Source organism: Bacillus cereus group sp. BfR-BA-01347 (assembly GCF_022663835.1).
Lineage (GTDB): Bacteria > Bacillota > Bacilli > Bacillales > Bacillaceae_G > Bacillus_A > Bacillus_A thuringiensis_K.
This window is the reverse complement of the sequence record NZ_JAKUGG010000010.1, coordinates 26,014-45,434: the sequence shown is the minus strand read 5'-3', so window position 1 is coordinate 45,434 and position 19,421 is coordinate 26,014. Positions and strand designations below refer to the sequence as shown.

Genomic DNA, 19,421 nt, shown 5'->3' with positions numbered 1-19,421 from the left:
GCTGACAAATAATTATTTGTCAGCTTTTTTTAGTGTAATTGCATTTCTTGTATGACTAATATGTTCATAAAATAGTAGTTTATCACGGCTAAATACATGAAGTAAAACATGAATAATGAATAGGCCGTTAATGATAAATAGGAATAACAATGTAACGAGTAATACTAAAGGCTCTGTGTGATTTAAAATAGAGCTACTAGAAAGAATATAATTGATTCCGCCTAACGCAAAATAAAATATACCGTAGCGAATAAATAGTTCTTTTAATGTAATACGATTTGATTTTCCTTTCACGTGAATGCGAAGCAATGCTTTCCCAATTGTTTTTCCATTCGTAAAGTATGGAATAATAATAAAGTAAATAAGGATTGAACACGTAATGAAAATGAGTTCATACATATTCGTGTAAGATTGCATATTAGAAACGAAGAAAGAATTCCCTTTGTTTTTAACGACAGGTACGACGATAGATAAGAAAATCCAATCAATTTGCATCGCGATAAGGCGACGAATGAATCCGACTGGTTTCGTTTCCAAATTAATATGACTATCTAACTCGTTTGTCTTCGGAAGGAAGTACGTAAATATTGGTGCAATGATAAAACCAATTACGCCACCTAATGTATTTAAAAATAAATCATCGATATCAAATAATCGGTATGCACAATTGTATATACCGTATAATCCAGTCACTTGTGTTAGCTCAAAAAATAGTGAAAGGAAAAAGGAAATGCAAATTGTTTGTAAGAAACTACGTCGGAAATAATAACGTAAGTAAATGCCGAATGGAACAGTTAATAGAACATTAAAGGCAACTTGTAAAAACGCAGACTCTTTTAATAAGTAGAAATAAGTAGTTGGTTTCGTTAAAACTGCCGATGTATGACTACTAATCTCTTGTATGAAATAAAATGGTGAGAGTTGCATGTGTTGTGTATTAGCCGGTTGTAGGCTACAAGTATCAAACGTTTGTGGCAACGGCAAAATAACAAGAAAATAGGCATTTAATAAGTAAAGTAATAATGAGTATAAAATAAATGAGCGCCATTTATTTAAATAACCGTATTTTCGATAATTAAATATTAAAAAAGGGATTAAAAGAAACATTGCTAAAAAAGGAAATAAAATAAATGCTGTTTTCACTGGAAATAAATATGCAGTCAAAGTAAAACTCCTTTCAATAAAAATTCGTTTATCATTATAGCGCTAAAAATATTTAAATACAAAGTTAAAATTTTTCGAAATAGAAATAATTACTAATTTTATAGGGATTAAGTTATAATAAATTAAATATAAGGATATTGTGATTACATAATTTGAGAGAGGGTACAAGAGATGCGATATGAACTTTTTTCTGTAAGTGGGGATCATATTACGACTTTTGAAAGTGCATGGCGTTTTCAGGAGGGAGAACAGATTTTTGTTCATGATGATCAAACAAAACGAAACTTTATTATTATTCGGCTGACACATGATGTATTTCAACAAAATAAACATGTTATTCGTTTGTATTGTCAAGAGAAGAAAGTGTATGCATAAGAGAAGCCCTCTTACAGTATGAAAAGTAAGAGGGTCCTTATCTCGTTATTTGTGAACAGCCCAATTGATGAGGGCTGATTAAAGTTTCACTTTATCATTTTGGCCCTCGTAAGGAATAAAAAGAGAAGGATTAATGCACATAGGTAGCATTTGATTTGGAAGAAAGGATATAGCCTTGTATTTTGTGCTTCAAAGTTTCATTGCCTTCTTTTTGAGAAAGCCATGTATGGTAATCTTGTTGTGTTTTCCATAACATACGAATCATATACTCTGCCTTATCATTTGTACGATGAACATTTGAAAACTCTATGTTAATACAACCGTTCGTTCCGGGGGAAGGATAATATTGTTTAAGCCCATAAAGTAGCTCATTTTCATATCCGTACTTAATGTGAATGAGTTTAGTAACTATAAACATATAAACACCTCTTTTACGATAATAGTAGGAAAGATAGAATTACTGTAATAGTGAACTTTATAAAAAATATACTATTCAGAAAATTATAAGTAAATAATAGGTTTTAACTTAATAAAGGTATAAAAAAGCGAGTTATTCTATTACACTAGATGACTCGCTTTCAATTTGTAAGTTTTACTTTATAAGAAAATAAGAGTAAGTACACCTACGATAATACAATAGAAAGAGAAATATTTTAAATTTCCTTTTGCCATAATGTTCATAAACCATTTTAGTGAAATATACGTCATGATAAATGTTGCGATGAATGCAACGACATATGGTACGAATAATGTGTCTAGATTTGGATCATTTGCAATGTCTGTAATGCTTAACAATAAGCCACCTAAGCTAACAGGAATGTATAGTAAGAATGAGAAGCGAAGAGCTGTTTCTTGCTTCATACCAAGTAACATTGCTGCTACGATTGTGGCACCAGATCGGCTTATTCCGGGAATCAGTGCGCAAGCTTGTGCTAATCCGACGATGATTGCATCTTTCATAGAAAGGTCGCCATCATTTTTACGACCGCGTAAATTTCTAATAATCCAAAGGCCGACAGCAGTAATAAGAAGGGAAATCCCAACCATCTTCACACCTTTTAAGTACTGATCGATGTAATCTTTAAATAAAACACCAATAACACCTGCTGGAATGGTTGCCATAACAAGATAAATAATAAAGAAGAAATCTGATTTTGCGTCTTCTGCTCTTGTAAATATATAAGAGAGACCATTCTTTGTTAGACGAATTAAATCATTTCTATAAATAAGTAATACAGCTAATAATGAAGCTGAATTAACAAGTAGTTCGAAGCTAAACCCTTCTATTTTTAGTTCTAGCAAATGTTGTGCTAAAACGAGATGACCACTTGAAGAAATCGGAATTGGTTCTGTTAGTCCTTGGAACAGACCGAGAATTAAATATTTTAAAACGTAGTAAAATTGTTCCATAATAACCTCCTTGTTTATTAGTTGAAAGAAACAACTTTTCCATTATAACAAAGATATGGATGAATATTGAAAAGAAATAAATATTCGAAATAAAATAAAAATCCCTTATAGCAGTATAAGGGATTTTTATTTTTAATTAAGAAGTTACTGTTCCTTGAAGACTTTTAGACAATTGAACATCGACTTTTTCAACATCATGAATATGATTCATAATAGTAGTATTTAATTTTTGGAACATTTGTTGTGTGTTAGCGAATTCTCGTAATATGTCATCATTACAAGATTTTTGGTTTTCAATAGCCTTAATAACATTTGTAGCACCATTTTGTAACGTTTGAATCATAACTAAAATATTTTCAATTCTAGCATTTGTATCGGCGCTCATTTCTACACCTTCATCGACTAAATGTAAATTATCTTTTGTGTTATCATATGCTTTTTCAATTTCTTCTTGAATTTTTTTCGTTAAGTTGCCGATGTTTTTTGTACTTTCTGCTGTACTTTCCGCTAGTTTTCTTACTTCATTGGCAACGACAGCGAATCCTTTACCGTGCTCTCCAGCACGTGCGGCTTCAATACTCGCATTTAAAGCAAGTAAATTTGTTTGTGCTGCAATGTTTTGAATGACTTCTACAATTTGCTCGATTTCCTTTGAGCGTTCGCTTAGATGATTCATACTATTAGACGTGCGTTGAGATTGTTCACCTAATTTATTAATTACAATAAGTAAGCGGTGAACGGATTCTTTTCCTTCATTAGAGCAGTCAATAATTTCTGCAATAGATTGAATTAAGCTTTGTTCCTTTTGTAACATTTCATTATTTAGCTCATTGGAATGTGTCGTACGTGTTGAAACATTTTCGAAACATGAACTTAATTGTTGAACTAAATTTTGAAGTGTATTATGTTGGTTATTTACAAGTTGATGCTCTTGGACAACACTTTGTACACGATCGTGGATAGTAGAAATAGTCTCTTGTTTTTCAATATCTTTTTGTTTTAATTCTGCTTCTAATTCTTGTATACGCTCTTCTAATTGAGCAATTGTATGTTGGAGTGATTTTTTTTGAGTAAACATGTATTTATTTCAACCGCCTTCGAAAGTTATATTTTCTCTATATTTGGATTTTAGCATCTTTTGTATTTTTTAAATATAGGAATTGTTAAATATTTAAGAATCTATTACATTTTATTCATAATTCTCTTTTTTTTGTCACGAAAAATAAACTGTATTTAATCGTTTTGTAAACAAACTGTAAAATAAATCATGTATAACTGTATAAGAAGGGAGTCGGATTATGAACTATTTTAAGCGAATCAGCTGTCTAGTATTAGCAGGAATTATCGGTCTTTCTAGTACAGTCGCTGTTAAAGCAGAGTCAAACGACGAGAAACTTAACAACATGCAACAGCAATTGCAACAAAACGATGCAGAAATGCAAAAGAAAGAGCAAGAGAAGCAAGCTGTTAGTAAAGAAATTAAAGGTATCGAAAACGAACTACATAATTTAAATAATACAATTGCAAAAAATAAAGAGGATCAAGCTGCTATTCAACGTAAAATCGATGAAACACATAAGCAGATTGAGCAAAAAAAGCAAGAAATTGTCGTTTTGGAGGATAAAGTCCTTGCTCGTAAAGATATTATGAGAAAACGTATGGTTTCTGTTCAAAACAGTTCAAATACAAGTTTAGTAGTAGAAGTTGTAGTAGAATCAAAAAACTTTGCAGACTTCTTACAACGTATGAACGCAGTTTCTACTATTCTAGAAGCTGATAAAGAAATTTTACGTCTACAAGAACAAGATCTTCGTCAAATTGAAGAAGATAAGAAAACAATTGACGAAAAAGAAGCATCTTTAGTAGTAGACAAACAAAAATTAGCAAAAGCGCAAGCTGAACTGCAAGATAACTTGAAAAAGCGTCAAGATAACTTACAAACAGTTCAAGCTAAATATAATGAAGTTGCAAGTCAACTTAATTTAGCAGCGGAAGAAAAAGCTAAAATTGAATCAAATATGAAGACAGTACAAGAAACGATTGCTCGTGAGCAAGAAGCAGCAAGAATCGCAGCGGAAGAGCGTGCAAAAGCAGAAGCGGCTGCAAAAGCAGAGCAAGAAGCTTTAGCGAAAGCACAAGCAGAAATTGCTGAAAAGCAAAAGCAGGAAAAAGCTAGTAAACCAGCTGAACCAGTTGCTAATAATAATTCGAAGGTACAACCTACCAAACCTGCACAACCTGAACCACCTTCTAAGCCAACTGCTGGTGGGAAAGAAATTTATGTAGAAGCTACAGCTTATACAGCTGATCCAGCGGAAAATGGTTATGCACCAGGTCAACAAGTATTTTCTGCATGGGGACACTATAACTTAACTGCAAACCCAGGAATGAAATTAATTGCTGTAGATCCAAATGTTATTCCATTAGGTAAGACTGTAAATGTTGAAGGTTATGGAGTAGCAATTGCAGCCGATACTGGTGGAGCTATTAAGGGGCATAGAATTGATGTTTTAATGCCAGATAAAGGTTCATCAAGTAGTTGGGGCAGAAGAACAGTTAAAGTTACAATTTTAAACTAAAGCGAAATCCAACTTTACAATATGTAAAGTTGGATTTTTTTATAATAATAATGTTAAGTTGAGTTTACATTTTGTTAAGGATAGCATACAATAATGGTGAGAGGTGGTAAATTTGACCATTTTAAACAGAGTAAAAGAATTAAGAGCTCGTTTTAACTTTACGCAAAGCGTATTAGCAGAAAAGGTTGGAGTAACGAGACAAACAATTGCAGCAATTGAAAAAGGGGATTACGTTCCTTCGTTGTTATTAGCACTTACGATTTGTGATGTGTTTCAGTTAAAGATGGAAGATGTGTTTGTTTTAAATAAGGAGGGGGAAGAGGATGAATAGAATTGTTTTTTCTTATATCATAAACGTGCTTTATACTGCTTTAGCATGCTGGACATTTGTTGAATTTTATAGTGTCATTACAGAGTTAGCAGATATAATTAAAAACGAGAAATTCCCATTTGAAGTATGGTTTAATGGAGTACCATTCATTTTATTATTTATTGGAGCAATTATAGTTACAATTTTTTATAGAATTCAAAAGAAAAAATATAAGAATTTATCTTTTTTGATGTATCCATTATTATTTCCACTAGAAGATGAACGTGAAAAAGCGATTACGGATAAAGCTTGCCGAACAACATTTGTATCGTTATGGTTTGTGTTACCTTGTGCAGTTGGATTTTTAACTTTTTCGCCTATTATTAATGAATATCTTCCTGGATACCCATTATATATTATATTTTCGATTTTCTTTATTCAAATGACAGTATTTCACGTATCACTATACAGAAATAAATTAGCTTAAAAAGAAACCTTCTTGCACCGGCAAGAAGGTTTCTTTTCAGCTAATACTTGTACATATGGCGATATTATTTTATCATTTTATATAGAGTAAGATTTTGTAAGGGAAAGGAATTGTATATGAATAAGCAAAGAATTTATAGTATAGTAGCAATCCTTCTATTTGTTGTAGGTGGCGTGTTAATTGGAAAGCCATTTTATGATGGATATCAGGCTGAAAAGAAACAGACTGAAAATGTGCAGGCTGTTCAAAAGATGGATTATGAAAAGCATGAGACGGAATTTGTAGATGCTTCCAAAATTAATCAACCAGACTTGGCGGAAGTAGCGAATGCATCATTAGATAAGAAACAAGTAATCGGTCGTATTTCGATTCCAAGTGTTTCAGTAGAACTGCCTGTTTTGAAAGCTTCTACTGAAAAAAACTTATTATCAGGTGCAGCGACAGTAAAAGAGAATCAAGTTATGGGAAAAGGAAATTACGCACTAGCAGGACATAACATGTCTAAAAAAGGTGTTTTATTTAGTGATATAGCTTCTTTGAAAAAAGGCGATAAAATTTATTTGTATGACAATGAAAATGAATATGAGTATGCGGTTACTGGTGTATCTGAAGTAACTCCTGATAAGTGGGAAGTTGTAGAGGATCATGGGAAAGATGAGATAACGCTTATTACATGTGTATCTGTAAAGGATAATTCTAAGCGTTATGTTGTTGCTGGTGATTTAGTAGGAACGAAGGCGAAGAAGTAAAAAAGAAGGTGAACTCTTTAAAGAGTTCACCTTCTTTTTTACTAATGTTGAGAAATAATAGAATATTTCGGTTCGTATTTAAATATTCTTCTATTTATGTATAATAAATTTAGAATTCTGTATTTTGGGAGGAACAAGAGTGAGACAACAAGTGAAGAAACTTCTTTTAACAACGAGTATAGCGTTATTGGTAGCTCCAATTTCAGCTTATGCGCATCCAGGGCGTACAGATGCTAATGGCGGACATACGTGTCGTACAAATTGTGAGAAGTGGGGATTACAGTACGGGGAATATCATTATCACAATAAACCAGCTTCTAGTAGTGGCGCAACGAGCCCAGCTCCTAGTCAGAATAATAATAGTGCTGCAGAAGCACAGCGTAAAGCTGAAGAAGAGAGACAACGTGTAGCCGAGGAACAAAGAAAAGCTGAAGAGGCACGTAAGCAAGAGGAAGCGCAGCGCCAAGCTGATATGGAAAAAGGTCAACTTGAAGGTCAAAAGAATGGAGAAACTGATTTTAAAGCAGGAAAAAATGATGCAGAAGTACATGTAGCTGGAAAATCTGATGCATATAAACAAGCGTTTAAAACGACTTATGCAGCCGCATGGTCTTTAGAAGAGCAGAAGAAAACGCATTTTGAAAAAGGAAAAGAACAAGGTTTAGCACAAGAGACGATGGACGATAGTCAGGTTGCTCCAGAGTTTAAGGTAAACTTTGCAGACGGGTTCAAAGTAGGGAATAAAGAAAGAACAGAAAAAATTGAAAAAGAGCAAGCTGAGTTAGGGGAAAAGACAGGGAAAGAATTAGCTGAAAAGAATCCTGGAAATAGAGAGAAAGAAGTATACGTGAAGGCATATGAAACAGCGTATGAAAAAGGCTATAAGTCTACAAAAAAGGCAGTAGAAAAGGCTGGCTATAAGTATGCATTTGAAAACTATGATTTAAAAGTTCCTGCTAAGTATGAACGAAATGAATTGTTGAAGAAATGGTTTACTGAAGGATTTAAATCGAATAAAAAAGCAGCGGAAATTCGAGAAGAAGGGTATAAAAAAGGAGACAGCTGGTTCTTATTCTTCTATAAGAGTTTCGTACCAAGTGAATATAAAGAACATAAAGAGCTGTACGAACAAGCAATAGAAAAAGGTAAAACAGCATAAAAAAAGATGAGGAGAAATTCCTCATCTTTTTTAATCCATCCATTTCACTAATTTCTTAGAAATTAATAATAAAACACAGCCTAATACAATTGCCACAGCGCCAATAACTGTGAATACTTCAGCGTATCCAAGTGAAGTTGTAAAGCTTGCAAGTTGTCCGCCTAAAATGTTGGCGATACCTGAACTTGCTAGCCATACACCCATTAATAAAGATGCTAATTTTACCGGAGCAAGCGCACTAACCATTGATAGTCCGACAGGTGATAAGAATAGCTCACCTAACGTATGGAAAAGATACGTAAAGACGATAAACAGTAAGTTTGCTTTTTCTGTAATGTTATGTTCATCACTACCTGTTTTTAATGTAGCGATAACGAGAATGATATAACCGATACCGAGTAAGATCATACCAAGTCCCATTTTAGTTGGGATTTTTAAATCACCCTGCTTGCGAGTTGCAAGTTTTGCCCATAATGCAGAAATGACTGGAGCAAGTAAAATAATAAATAATGGATTGACCGATTGGAACCAAGATGTTGGAACTTCCCATCCGAACACAGAGCGGTCTACAAATTTGTTTGTATATAATGTTAATGAGCTACCAGCTTGTTCAAAGCCAGCCCAGAAGAAGACAACGAAGCATGTTAAAATGACAATAACTGCGGTACGTTGTTTTTCTTTTTTGGTTAACGGTGTATCTCCTACTGATGGTTGTCCAGCAGCTGTTTGTAAATCGCGAGTTGGTTTCTTACCGATATTACCAAGGAAGCGATTTGATAGTGTTGTAAATAAAATTTGTCCAATGATCATTCCGATTGAAGCGGCTAAGAAACCGTAACGGAATCCGTAATGTACAACGCCATCAACTGTTGTTTTGAATAAATTTTCTGATAAAAATCCGCAAACGAGTGGAGCTAAAAATGACCCGACATTAATACCCATATAGAAAATGGTAAATGCACTATCACGTTTTGGATCGTTCTCTTCGTATAATTCTCCAACTAGTGTAGAGATGTTCGGTTTGAAGAATCCGTTACCTATAATAATAAGCGCTAATCCGAGGTATAGACCTAATTGGTTTTGCAAGGCAAATAGTGTAAGGTTACCGATTGCCATTGTTATACCACCAATTGTGATTGCTTTTCGTCTACCTAGAAAACGGTCTGTTAAGTATCCACCAATCATTGGTGTGAAATAACAGGCTCCAGTATAAAATCCGTAAATAGAGAGTGCCCATGCGGGACTAAACCCAAGACCACCGCTTACTAAAGCTGTCGTTAAATATAATGTTAATAATCCTCGTAATCCATAGTAACTAAATCTTTCCCACATTTCTGTAAAGAAGAGTAAGTATAAACCTGGAGGATGTTTCTTTTTTCTTTGTTGTTCTCTTTCTAGTTGTATCGCTGATTCCATGTTATTTTCCTCCTGACACAAACAAAAACAAAGTTAATAATTTTGTACATTTAATATTTTACTTTATTAACTATTATAAGTCAATAAAGGTTGATTTTTCAGAAGAAATTGGAAAAGAGGAATAGCTATAGAATGGGTGTTTCTTTTGTGATAGACTATGGACTATGTTTTCTTTGTAAGGAAGCGGGTTATTGTACTTTTTTATATGTGAAATTGATTTCATAAAAGATGAAATTAAAGAAGGAGAAAGAAATGAAATTGTTACAGAAAAAAGAAATTTTACTTATTAGCCTTATGTTATTCTCTATGTTCTTTGGAGCAGGGAATCTTATATTTCCACCTTTCCTTGGGTATGAAGCAGGAGAACATGTTTGGATTTCATTAGTAGGGTTTATTATATCAGCAACAGGTCTTCCTATATTAGGTGTTATCTCTATTGCAAAAGCAGGAAGCTTTCAAACGTTAGCGGGTAGGGTTCATTCTTCATTTGCAATTATTTTTCCATGTATCGTGTATGTATTTATTGGACCTGGGCTTGGTATACCACGTGCGGGAAGTTTAGCTTTTGAAATGGGGCCAGGTCAGTTATTCCCTGAAGCAGGAAACGGATTATTATTGTTTTACACAGTTATTTTCTTTAGTATTGTTTACTGGTTAAGTTTATCCCCATCTAAATTAATGGGGTTGTTTGGAAAAGTCTTGACGCCGTTATTATTATGTATGATTGCACTCATTTTTATAAAGAGTATGTTTACAACGGTAGGAGATATGAAAGAACCAATAGGGAACTATGGACAAGCTCCTATGTTTCAAGGGTTTTTAGATGGATATTTAACAATGGATGCGTTAGCTGCTTTAATTTTTGGAATTGTTATTGCAAATGCATTACGTGCAAAGGGTATTGAAGATGATAAAGGTTTAGCGAAATATATGAGTATTGCTGGAATTGGGGCAGGATTATTATTATCGATTATTTATGTCATCCTTGGATATGTGGGGGCAATTAGTGGCTCATTAGGAACATTTGATAACGGTGCGAAAGTGTTAGCACAAGTTATGATTACATTATTTGGACAGGGCGGAGTCGTTCTATTAGGTCTTATTTTTACTATCGCATGTTTATGTGTTTCAATTGGACTTGTTACGTCTTGTAGTCAATTTTTTGCGAGTGCATTTCCAAAAGTATCTTATAAAGTGTGGGCATTTATAGTAAGCGTTGTTAGTATGATCTTAGCTAATTTAGGATTAACGCAAATTTTAAAAGTATCAGTACCAATTCTTGGATTTATTTATCCAATTGCATTAACTCTTATTATTCTAGGGTTATTCCATAAGTATATTGGAAAGTATGCATACGTATATGCAGTAACTGTTTGGGTTGTAGCAATATTTAGTGCAATTGATATTTTGAATAAAAATGTAATGATGAATCAGTGGACGTCAGTATTAAAATATATTCCGTTTTATACAGAAGGTGTTGGGTGGATTGTTCCAGCTATTGTAGGCATGTGTCTTGGTTTCATCGTTAGCATTGTTCTAAATAAGAATAACTGAGTAAAAAGGTGTTTTCCGATTTTGGAAGACGCCTTTCTTTTTTGGAAAAATACTATTGAAAATGAATAGACTAAGAGTATGATAAAGATAATTGGTAATATATAGGTTTAATGAGAGTTACGAATGAGGGGGGAGCGTATGAAGAAGGATTTGGATAAGAAAATAGAAGCACTCGAAACGGCAATTGAAACAATTCAAGAAGCACTTGCTGAATTAAAAGTGAAGCAAAGGGAAATAGAAGTAGAAAACGCTCAGCAACATGCTAGTAAGGATAAGAAAGAATATATTGAAACGATAATGGAGGAAAAGCCAAAAGAAGAAATAGTTAAGATAAAAGAGCCTTTGCAAGAACGTGAGGTAAAACAGGTAGATATATCGGCTTTTAAACCAGAGCCATTTAATATTATTAAGTTTTGTCAAACATGGTTACCGCGTGTATTTGTCGGTATTATGTTGCTTGGAGTGATCTGGTTATTTAAAGCAGGGGTAGATGCTGGCTTATTAACACCAGCGATACGAATTGTGTTTGGTATCGCATTATCTATCGGGTTGTATTATATAGGAGATATTCAAATTAAAAGAGAGCGGCAGGCGTTAGGGTTAGTATTAGCTGGAGGAAGTATTACCGGGATTGTTCTAACAACGTTTGCAGCACATTATTTATATGGATTTATTCCGGCAAGTGTCGCGTTTCTCTGTAATATTGCATGGGTTATTTTAGGTATTTATTTAGCGAAAAGATATCAATCGGAATATCTCACTATTTTCGTAGCAGTCGGAGCGTTCTTCGTACCATTCTTATTAAATAGTACGGCTCCTAATCCTTATATTTTCTTTGGATATGAGACAGTATTAACACTTAGTTTATTATGGTATGCGTTGAAGAATCGTTATAAATACTTATATATGATTTCTTACGCTGTTGCTGCCATTGTCCTTTTCGTTTTCTTTGCTGTTATGTCAATGTTAGTAGAGAACTTGCAAATACAGTTAACGATTGTATATGGTTTGATTCATTTACTATTATTTTGGCATATGTTTACGGAGAGAAGTTTTATACTAGAACCACGTTTGGCAATATTTAGTGCGAATGCAGTGTTCTTTATACTAGCTATTTCAAAAATACCTGATTTTACAACATGGGGATTAATTATTAGTGCACTCGTGCATGCCGTTATGTTCGTATTTGAATATAGGAAAAATAGACATTCTACATTTACAAATCTCTTATTTGGTTTCGCAATGGGAGCATTTAGTTTAGCAATTTTATATGAGTATAGTTTAGTGAATGCAGCGATTGTACTATTGTTACAAGGTTTCCTCGGCATGGTCACTTCTATTAAAGTAAAACAACAGATAAAGTTGTATGTTAGTGCGACGGTTTACGCAATTGGAATGATACAGACTATTTTTAGCCCGTTTGATCAATTTATTTCGGCAGGCTTTGTTGCTCATCTTATTTTAATAGGAACGTTCTATTATTGCATGAGAGAAGCGAAAGAAGTATTAGCGAGCTTCGGCAAATATATGTATTCTATAGTGCTCTATTGGTTTATGATAATTGTATTTATTACAATTACGAGAATCGGTGAAGTTTTATCTACAGATGGAAGCGTAATTAGTGTATCAGTATCGTTATTATGGATGGTATATGCATTATTTGCAGTTTGGTTTGGAAGAAATAGAAATATGAATGAAATATTATATGCTGGTTTAGTCGTTTTAGTCGTAACGGTAGGGAAGTTATTCTTACTTGACTTACCAGAGGTATCGATGATGATCAGGGCAGTGTTATTCCTAATCGTCGGTAGTATAGGTATCGTTATTTCAAGAATGTTTTTCTCGAAGGAAGAGAAGTGAGAAGAAGGCAATCCATGTATGGATTGCCTTTTTCATTATTTCTTATTAATGGTTACAGTTTCATTATATTTTGCTGTTGTATTTTGGCGTAGACGAAGCGTTGCTTGTCCAGTTGTATTTGAATCAATCTGTACATTTACAACTTTCTCAGCAGAGCCTAAGCTGTTTGTTGTGAAAGAGAATGCACTGCTATATCCAAAAGTAGATGGCCAAGTGCCGTTTGGATTTTGTACTTTAGCCACTTGTGTTCCACCAGTAGTGAAGATACCTAAAGAATAGTTGTTATACGTTGTATTAGGTAGTAAGTTGTTTACTTGAATCTTCATTTGGAAAATTTCATTGTTTGGTAGAGTGCTAGGGTGTGTAACGACGTAGTCGCTTGTTGTTATCGCACCGTTATAACCGTATGAACCTGGTTTAAAAGTATTTGTATTAAACCATTGATAACCTGCATTTGGTGCACTCCAAGGTTCAGGTTGTGGTTCTGTTGATAAGCTTGGCTGTTCAAATGTTTGTAGAGCGGTAGGTGAATCAAGTTGTAAACCATTTACTTGATCTAAACTTGTAAATGTCTCTTTATTTGATAACCAATTTACGATGTTTTCTAATAAAATCGCATCGTTTTCTTCTTTATAACCATCGTAAGTTTTCTTTGTTTGGCCAGAATCTTCACGAACGTACTTTGGCGTAGCATCTTCAACAGGAGAAGAGTCACCAATAAAGGCAGCTTTTCCAAGTCCTACTTTTGCAATTGCAGCATATGGGCCTTCTGCAATACCACCGCCATTATAAACGCCACTATCAACAGCGTTATTCCATTTTGATGGATTTTCTGGAAGGTAAACAAGTCCTTTTGCTAGTTTTGGATTTGTAATTGCTAGAGTAGAACCAGCATGCATTGCTACAGACGAAACACCTTTTGTAATTCCGAAAGATTGTTCAGGTGATACAATTGTTTTCGCTGAAACATCACCAAGTGCATTGTAGCGGAAGCGAATACCGAAGTTGTCAGAGAGCCAATCAGAACTTTCTACTCCTTGCATAGCTTGTGAATTAGCTTCTTCATTAGACATTCCTTTTGCTGGATTATCCCAAGCACCGCGTCTATATCCATTAAATACTTCAGAAGAGTCCCAGCGATTTTTATTACGATCTGCATTGTAATGATCAGCAATAAAGAAGATACTACCACCATTTGTTACATATTGTAACATAGCGTCCTGCTCAGATTTTTTGTAAGGAATATTAGCTTCTGGAACGATAAATACATTGTAATCTTTTAAGTCTTCGTATGTAATAGGTGTTGATTTACGAAGTTCCTTTACGTGATATCCATTTTTTGCAATGCCGTTTCCGAAGTCAGAAAAGCCGCCGTCAATAACCCAGTCAGCTGTCCCAGCAGTTTGACCGTGTGTATTATCGAATAATACTTTCTTCCCATTGTTTTGATTTACAACTTTTGCAGCAATTTCAGGAGCTGGGTCTACAGAGCTTTCGGCATAAGTAGACGGTATGAACGAGGTCCCTATACTTAGTGTAATTGCTGTTGCTAAAGAAAATGTAATCCATTTTTTATTCTTCATAGAAGAATCCCCCTAATAATAAATATATGTGCTTTAATAATGTAATTTATTTTTCTGTAAAAATAAAGACGGAAAACATAAAAAATATTAAAAGATTGTAAAAATACCGTGAATTATGTTGAGAAATATTTATATAGATATAAAAACATCCCTTCCAAGTAATAAGGAAGGGATGTTTTGCTTAACTAATTTTTGAGTTAGGTGTTTCATCAATCTTATGAAACCCTTTCATGTAATATACAATTGCTAAGCCGATAAGCCAAATTGGGCCGACAATCAATGCGATTCGTGTATCTTCTGAATACGCCATTATACCTAATACTAATACAAGGAAAACGAGTGAGAAATATGAGCTTAATGGGTATAAAGGCATTTTATACGATAACTTTTGTTTATTTTGAGTAGGCAAGCTTTTACGGAATTTAATTTGAGCAACTAATATAATTCCCCAAGTCCAAATTGCGCCGAAAGTTGAAATGCTAGTAAGCCATGTAAATACCTTTGCAGGTACGAGATAGTTTAATATAACACCAATGAGTAAAACGATAGCAGTTGCTACAATTCCTTGGCTTGGAATGCCATTTTTATTTAAACGACCAAATCTTTCAGGAGCTTTTTTCTGCTGAGCTAATGTATATAGCATACGGCCTGTACTAAATAAACCACCATTACAAGAAGAAAGAGCTGCTGTTAATACGACAAAATTAATAATACCTGCTGCTTTTGCGATACCAATTTGCTGGAATGTTAATACGAATGGACTGCCTTTCTCACCAAGTTCATTCCATGGATAAATTGCCATCATAACGAATAATGCCCCAACGTAAAAGAGTAGAATTCTCCAAAATACGTTATCGATTGCCTTTGCGAGTGTTTTCTTCGGATTTTGAGCCTCACCAGCTGTAACACCGATTAATTCAACGCCTAAATAAGCGAATAGTACCATCTGCATGGAGAGTAGTAATCCAGAAAATCCATTTGGGAACCAGCCACCATGTGACCAAAGGTTTGAAATACCAGTAGCGATACCACCGTTTCCGAATCCGAATAAAATAATACCAGCTCCGACTACTATCATACAGATAATTGTGACAATTTTAATGAGAGCAAACCAAAACTCAAGTTCTCCAAATACTTTTACCGATAAGAAGTTAAAAGCGCTCATTAATAATAGAGCAAGTAATGCCCAAGTCCAGCGCGGGATATCTGGGAACCAGTACTGCATGTAAATACCAGCTGCTGTAATCTCAGCCATACAAGTAACAACCCATAAGAACCAGTAATTCCAACCAGTAATATAACCAGCGAGTGGTCCAATATAATCATATGCATATTTACTAAAAGAACCAGCAACAGGTTGTTCAATTGCCATTTCCCCAAGCGCTCGCATAATGAAAAAAATAACGAGACCGGCAATCATATAGCCTAGCAAAATAGAAGGACCTGCTAGTTTAATGGCGGAAGCGGATCCTAAAAATAGCCCAACGCCAATAGCTGAGCCCAGTGACATTAAAGTAATATGTCGTTCTTTTAAACCACGATTTAAAGTTCCAGATTTGTTTGTGTGCTGCATAAGAAGAATCCCCCTTGTAGAGTGAACGATATTTGAATGCGTTTACTAAATATTTAACTATTTCAAATTATAAAACATTTCTATCTGTTATGCTACAAAAATAATCATAATGAACTGTACTACATCTGTACTTGTCAGACTTAAACTTAAAATTCTAACTATTAGGGAATATATTGACTCTTCTTTTTATTGATTGTTAAGATTAAGTATTATATTTTCTCACATACTAGTAAGAAAAAGAATGTGTGATAATAATTCAGGTGTAGAAAGGGTACATAAGCATGTTTCAATTACAAAAATATAACACTTCTGTGAAGCAAGAGTTTTTAGCTGGCATCACAACTTTTTTTACATTTGCGTATATTCTTGTCATCAATCCAAAAATATTATCTGATGCAGGTGTACCATTTGACCAAGCGTTTACAGCAACAATTATTGCAACCGTTGTTGGAACAGTAGGTATGGCGATTTTCGCGAATTACCCGATTGTTATTGCTCCAGCTATGGGAATGAATGCATATTTTGCTTATTCTGTTGTACAGAAGGCAGAAGGGATTACATATGTAGTTGCCTTTTCAGCTGTATTTGTAACGGGGATTATTTTTCTTTTATTATCTTTTACTTCGTTTAGGCAAAAGTTAATTTTAGCAATTCCTGATAGTTTAAAGCATGCAATTGCAGGTGGAATTGGACTATTTATTGCTTTTATTGGATTGCGCCTTTCTGGAATTATCGTGGATCATCCGTCTAATTTAGTTACGATTGGTGATTTTCATTCTCCAGCTGTTATTTTAACTTTAATTGGTTTAATATTAGCGGCGGTATTAATGACATTGCGTGTGAGCGGTGCATTATTTATTAGTATGATTGTGACAGGAATTATTGCCTTCTTTACAGGGCAATTGAAGTTTGCTGATAAAATTGTGGCGATGCCTCATTTACCAGAGGGTATTATCGTTTCAAACCCAATCAATGCCTTTTCAGATGTAATTGAATACGGATTATACGGCGTTGTATTTTCATTTTTACTTGTACTTTTATTCGATACAACAGGTGCATTACTCGGTTTAATTAAACAAGCAGGTTTAATTACAGACAATACAGAGAAGCGTTTTGGTAAAGCGTTTATTGCAGATGCAATTGGCGGGACTACAGGTTCTATCTTTGGAACAAGCCCAACAGCAGCGACGATTGAATCGTCAGCAGGTATTGCTGCAGGTGGTAAAACTGGATTAACAGGGATTGTAGTTGTTGGTCTAACAATTATAACGGCATTTTTTAGTCCTGTTATTGCTTCTTTATCAAGTGTAGCCGCTATTACAGCTCCTTCATTAATTATAGTAGGTAGTTTAATGGCACAAAGCATTCGAGATATTAATTGGAATGAATTTGAAGATGCGTTACCAGCATTTTTAATTTTTATAGGTATTCCGTTAACATCTAGTATTGCAAATGGAATCGCAATTGGATTTTTAGTATATCCAGTCTTGAAAATTGTGAAGGGTAAAGGGATGGAAGTACATCAATTACTATACCTATTTGCATTCTTATTTGGATGTCATTTATTCTTATAATATAAATATAGGAGAGGGCCTTCTTATGGGAGGCTCCCTTTTTGTGTATAATAAAGTGAAACTATGGGCAGTAGGGGATATCCTCACTGTGTATTAGCCCGCACCAATCGGGATAAGATGAAAACTTAATTGGTTTCGTAAAATATAAATTACTTAATGGAATATATATGTTACAATAAAGATAGAGGAGGAACATGAATGGCTGTAAGTAAAATAAAAGTCGCGCGTGTTCAGTTAGATTTAACACAGCAACAATTAGCAGAAAAAGTAGGCGTTACAAGGCAAACGATTAGTTTAATTGAGAAGGGGAAATACAATCCATCTTTAGATTTATGTTTAAAAATTTGTTATGCAGTAGATAAAACGTTGAATGATTTGTTTTGGGAGGAAAAGGAGTGGTAGGATGAAAATCGTGAAAGATGAACGTTTAATGATTGAAGGGTTAAAACATATTAGATTAGCTTTCATTTTACAAAATATCGTCATACTAGCTATCGTCTTTTACCGCTATGTCTTGCAAGGGGCAGGATATGAAAGTGTTTCGGATTTATTAATGGTATTTATGGGCGGGATAATAATTATTAACTTTTTAAATCTGAAAAATTCAGTGGAAGTGTATGAGCATACGGGCGGAGTGTCGCGTCGTTATTTTATGAAGCTATTATTCATTCCGGTGGGTATTATTATTGGGATTTTAGCTATTTGTATCGTTGTAACACCAGATATTTCGATAAAGGAAATTAGTATGACAGGACTTATTATGTTTGCTTGTTTTTTAGTTCCTAGTTTGTTTATATACATATATATGAAAAAAATAAAAAGAGAAGATTGAAATATAAGAAAGGCTTTCCTGTATTGAGGAAAGCTTTTCTTATATCTTTTTATACAAAACTTTATGAAGGCCAATTGGTTCAATTTCAAAAATTTCACCATGTTCCTGAAAGCCTAAGCGCTTGTAATAGTCAGCTACAGTAATTCGGCCATTACACCATAACATATTTGCTTGACGCTCTTGTAAGATTTGTTCTGCATTCTGAATTAAGGAGCTTCCAGCGTGGTTGTTTCGAAACTCAGGTAATGTGGCCATTCCTCGTAGACGATAATGAATACCGGCTGGTAGGTCAGGATATATTTCTTTTGAGAAGGAAGCGATACTAATTAGTTCATCGTTTATAAATGCGCCTAAGTGGAAGGTGTCTGTTTCATAATCGGAAGGATATTTACAATCTGCTAATGTTTGATTGGGGCGTAAAATTTTTTGACGTAATACGTAAGTTTCAGATCCCTCAATATTTTTCACGATAATCATATTAACATCCTTTCTTATAAGGCTTTTTCTGTTAATTGTATAAAGAAATAAGCAGGTGCGGCGAGAAGTCCGAGTATGCTAGCAGTTCCGAGAAGGAGTGAAAGTAGGAGGCAAGAATATTTTATTCCATTCGATTTTTTCCATCCGTAACTACAAATCTCAATACTAACACCGATGAGAATAATGGCAATGAGTATTTCTGCTAATAATAAAAGAGCTAAAGTTACAATAGACATAATGTGATCCATCCTCATAATATGTGATAGTAACATTTTACCATATGAAGTTAAAAAAATGCCCCTCAATTATGTGAGGGGCA

At 34.2% G+C, this 19,421-nt stretch carries 20 protein-coding genes; 11 read left to right on the top strand and 9 right to left on the bottom strand.

The window, feature by feature from the left end; genetic code table 11:
• Positions 1 to 12: 12 nt before the first annotated feature.
• Complete coding sequence (locus MR143_RS15940; protein WP_000128028.1) at positions 13 to 1,164, bottom strand: VanZ family protein; 1,152 nt, start codon at positions 1,162 to 1,164, stop codon at positions 13 to 15.
• Positions 1,165 to 1,335: 171 nt separating this feature from the next.
• On the opposite strand from MR143_RS15940, the gene MR143_RS15935 reads away from it, so the two are divergent.
• A complete protein-coding gene (locus tag MR143_RS15935) occupies positions 1,336 to 1,539 on the top strand; it encodes a hypothetical protein (protein ID WP_001268332.1) in 204 nt (67 codons plus the stop codon).
• A 130-nt stretch (positions 1,540 to 1,669) separates the two neighbouring features.
• On the opposite strand, the gene MR143_RS15930 is transcribed toward MR143_RS15935, so the two are convergent.
• The 3 genes from MR143_RS15930 to MR143_RS15920 all read right to left on the bottom strand — a co-directional run bounded on the left by MR143_RS15930 (position 1,670) and on the right by MR143_RS15920 (position 3,763).
• Positions 1,670 to 1,957: a hypothetical protein gene (locus tag MR143_RS15930; RefSeq protein ID WP_242280863.1), complete on the bottom strand. Its 288-nt coding sequence runs from the start codon at positions 1,955 to 1,957 to the stop codon at positions 1,670 to 1,672.
• 179 nt (positions 1,958 to 2,136) lie between these two features.
• On the bottom strand, positions 2,137 to 2,949 hold the full coding sequence (locus MR143_RS15925) for an undecaprenyl-diphosphate phosphatase (protein WP_000434790.1): 813 nt from the start codon (positions 2,947 to 2,949) through the stop codon (positions 2,137 to 2,139).
• Positions 2,950 to 3,085: 136 nt separating this feature from the next.
• Positions 3,086 to 3,763: a methyl-accepting chemotaxis protein gene (locus MR143_RS15920; RefSeq protein ID WP_374266095.1), complete on the bottom strand. Its 678-nt coding sequence runs from the start codon at positions 3,761 to 3,763 to the stop codon at positions 3,086 to 3,088.
• A gap of 484 nt (positions 3,764 to 4,247) precedes the next feature.
• Between MR143_RS15920 and MR143_RS15915 the strand changes: the two genes are divergently transcribed.
• The 5 genes from MR143_RS15915 (at position 4,248) to MR143_RS15895 (ending at position 8,233) form a co-directional block, all read left to right on the top strand.
• Entirely contained in the window at positions 4,248 to 5,528 is a 1,281-nt protein-coding gene (locus MR143_RS15915) for a 3D domain-containing protein (protein WP_001105790.1), read from the top strand.
• A gap of 112 nt (positions 5,529 to 5,640) precedes the next feature.
• Positions 5,641 to 5,859: a helix-turn-helix transcriptional regulator gene (locus MR143_RS15910; protein WP_000154019.1), complete on the top strand. Its 219-nt coding sequence runs from the start codon at positions 5,641 to 5,643 to the stop codon at positions 5,857 to 5,859.
• Positions 5,852 to 6,325, top strand: a complete 474-nt coding sequence (locus tag MR143_RS15905; RefSeq protein ID WP_001080039.1) for a DUF2178 domain-containing protein — start codon at positions 5,852 to 5,854, stop codon at positions 6,323 to 6,325. Before MR143_RS15910 ends, MR143_RS15905 begins: the two co-directional genes overlap by 8 nt.
• A 116-nt stretch (positions 6,326 to 6,441) precedes the next feature.
• Positions 6,442 to 7,074, top strand: coding sequence for a class A sortase (locus MR143_RS15900; RefSeq protein ID WP_001041724.1), 633 nt, complete (start codon positions 6,442 to 6,444; stop codon positions 7,072 to 7,074).
• 139 nt (positions 7,075 to 7,213) lie between these two features.
• The gene (locus MR143_RS15895; protein WP_001249803.1) at positions 7,214 to 8,233 is read left to right on the top strand and encodes a YHYH domain-containing protein; all 1,020 of its coding nucleotides are present in this window, start codon (positions 7,214 to 7,216) and stop codon (positions 8,231 to 8,233) included.
• Positions 8,234 to 8,263: 30 nt separating this feature from the next.
• Here the strand turns inward: MR143_RS15895 and MR143_RS15890 are convergent, their stop codons facing one another.
• Positions 8,264 to 9,649, bottom strand: a complete 1,386-nt coding sequence (locus MR143_RS15890) for a peptide MFS transporter (protein WP_000443143.1) — start codon at positions 9,647 to 9,649, stop codon at positions 8,264 to 8,266.
• A gap of 252 nt (positions 9,650 to 9,901) precedes the next feature.
• Here MR143_RS15890 and brnQ1 point away from each other — a divergent pair, with 252 nt between their 5' ends.
• A complete protein-coding gene (gene brnQ1, locus MR143_RS15885; protein WP_000771696.1) occupies positions 9,902 to 11,203 on the top strand; it encodes a branched-chain amino acid transport system II carrier protein BrnQ1 in 1,302 nt (433 codons plus the stop codon).
• Between the two features lie 138 nt (positions 11,204 to 11,341).
• Positions 11,342 to 13,063: a DUF2339 domain-containing protein gene (locus MR143_RS15880; protein WP_199717825.1), complete on the top strand. Its 1,722-nt coding sequence runs from the start codon at positions 11,342 to 11,344 to the stop codon at positions 13,061 to 13,063.
• Positions 13,064 to 13,098: 35 nt separating this feature from the next.
• On the opposite strand, the gene MR143_RS15875 is transcribed toward MR143_RS15880, so the two are convergent.
• Together MR143_RS15875 and MR143_RS15870 are read right to left on the bottom strand one after the other, a co-directional pair.
• A complete protein-coding gene (locus tag MR143_RS15875) occupies positions 13,099 to 14,646 on the bottom strand; it encodes a hypothetical protein (protein WP_000791512.1) in 1,548 nt (515 codons plus the stop codon).
• Between the two features lie 181 nt (positions 14,647 to 14,827).
• Complete coding sequence (locus MR143_RS15870) at positions 14,828 to 16,219, bottom strand: amino acid permease (RefSeq protein WP_001164897.1); 1,392 nt, start codon at positions 16,217 to 16,219, stop codon at positions 14,828 to 14,830.
• A 281-nt stretch (positions 16,220 to 16,500) separates the two neighbouring features.
• On the opposite strand from MR143_RS15870, the gene MR143_RS15865 reads away from it, so the two are divergent.
• The 3 genes from MR143_RS15865 (at position 16,501) to MR143_RS15855 (ending at position 18,625) form a co-directional block, all read left to right on the top strand.
• On the top strand, positions 16,501 to 17,793 hold the full coding sequence (locus tag MR143_RS15865) for an NCS2 family permease (protein ID WP_000487193.1): 1,293 nt from the start codon (positions 16,501 to 16,503) through the stop codon (positions 17,791 to 17,793).
• A 198-nt stretch (positions 17,794 to 17,991) separates the two neighbouring features.
• Positions 17,992 to 18,195: a helix-turn-helix transcriptional regulator gene (locus MR143_RS15860; RefSeq protein WP_000301183.1), complete on the top strand. Its 204-nt coding sequence runs from the start codon at positions 17,992 to 17,994 to the stop codon at positions 18,193 to 18,195.
• A 1-nt stretch (position 18,196) separates the two neighbouring features.
• Positions 18,197 to 18,625, top strand: coding sequence for a hypothetical protein (locus tag MR143_RS15855; RefSeq protein WP_000706629.1), 429 nt, complete (start codon positions 18,197 to 18,199; stop codon positions 18,623 to 18,625).
• Between the two features lie 39 nt (positions 18,626 to 18,664).
• Here the strand turns inward: MR143_RS15855 and MR143_RS15850 are convergent, their stop codons facing one another.
• Positions 18,665 to 19,102, bottom strand: a complete 438-nt coding sequence (locus MR143_RS15850; protein ID WP_000587679.1) for a GNAT family N-acetyltransferase — start codon at positions 19,100 to 19,102, stop codon at positions 18,665 to 18,667.
• Between the two features lie 14 nt (positions 19,103 to 19,116).
• Positions 19,117 to 19,374, bottom strand: a complete 258-nt coding sequence (locus tag MR143_RS15845) for a DUF4022 family protein (RefSeq protein WP_003300023.1) — start codon at positions 19,372 to 19,374, stop codon at positions 19,117 to 19,119.
• Between the last annotated feature and the right edge of the window lie 47 nt (positions 19,375 to 19,421).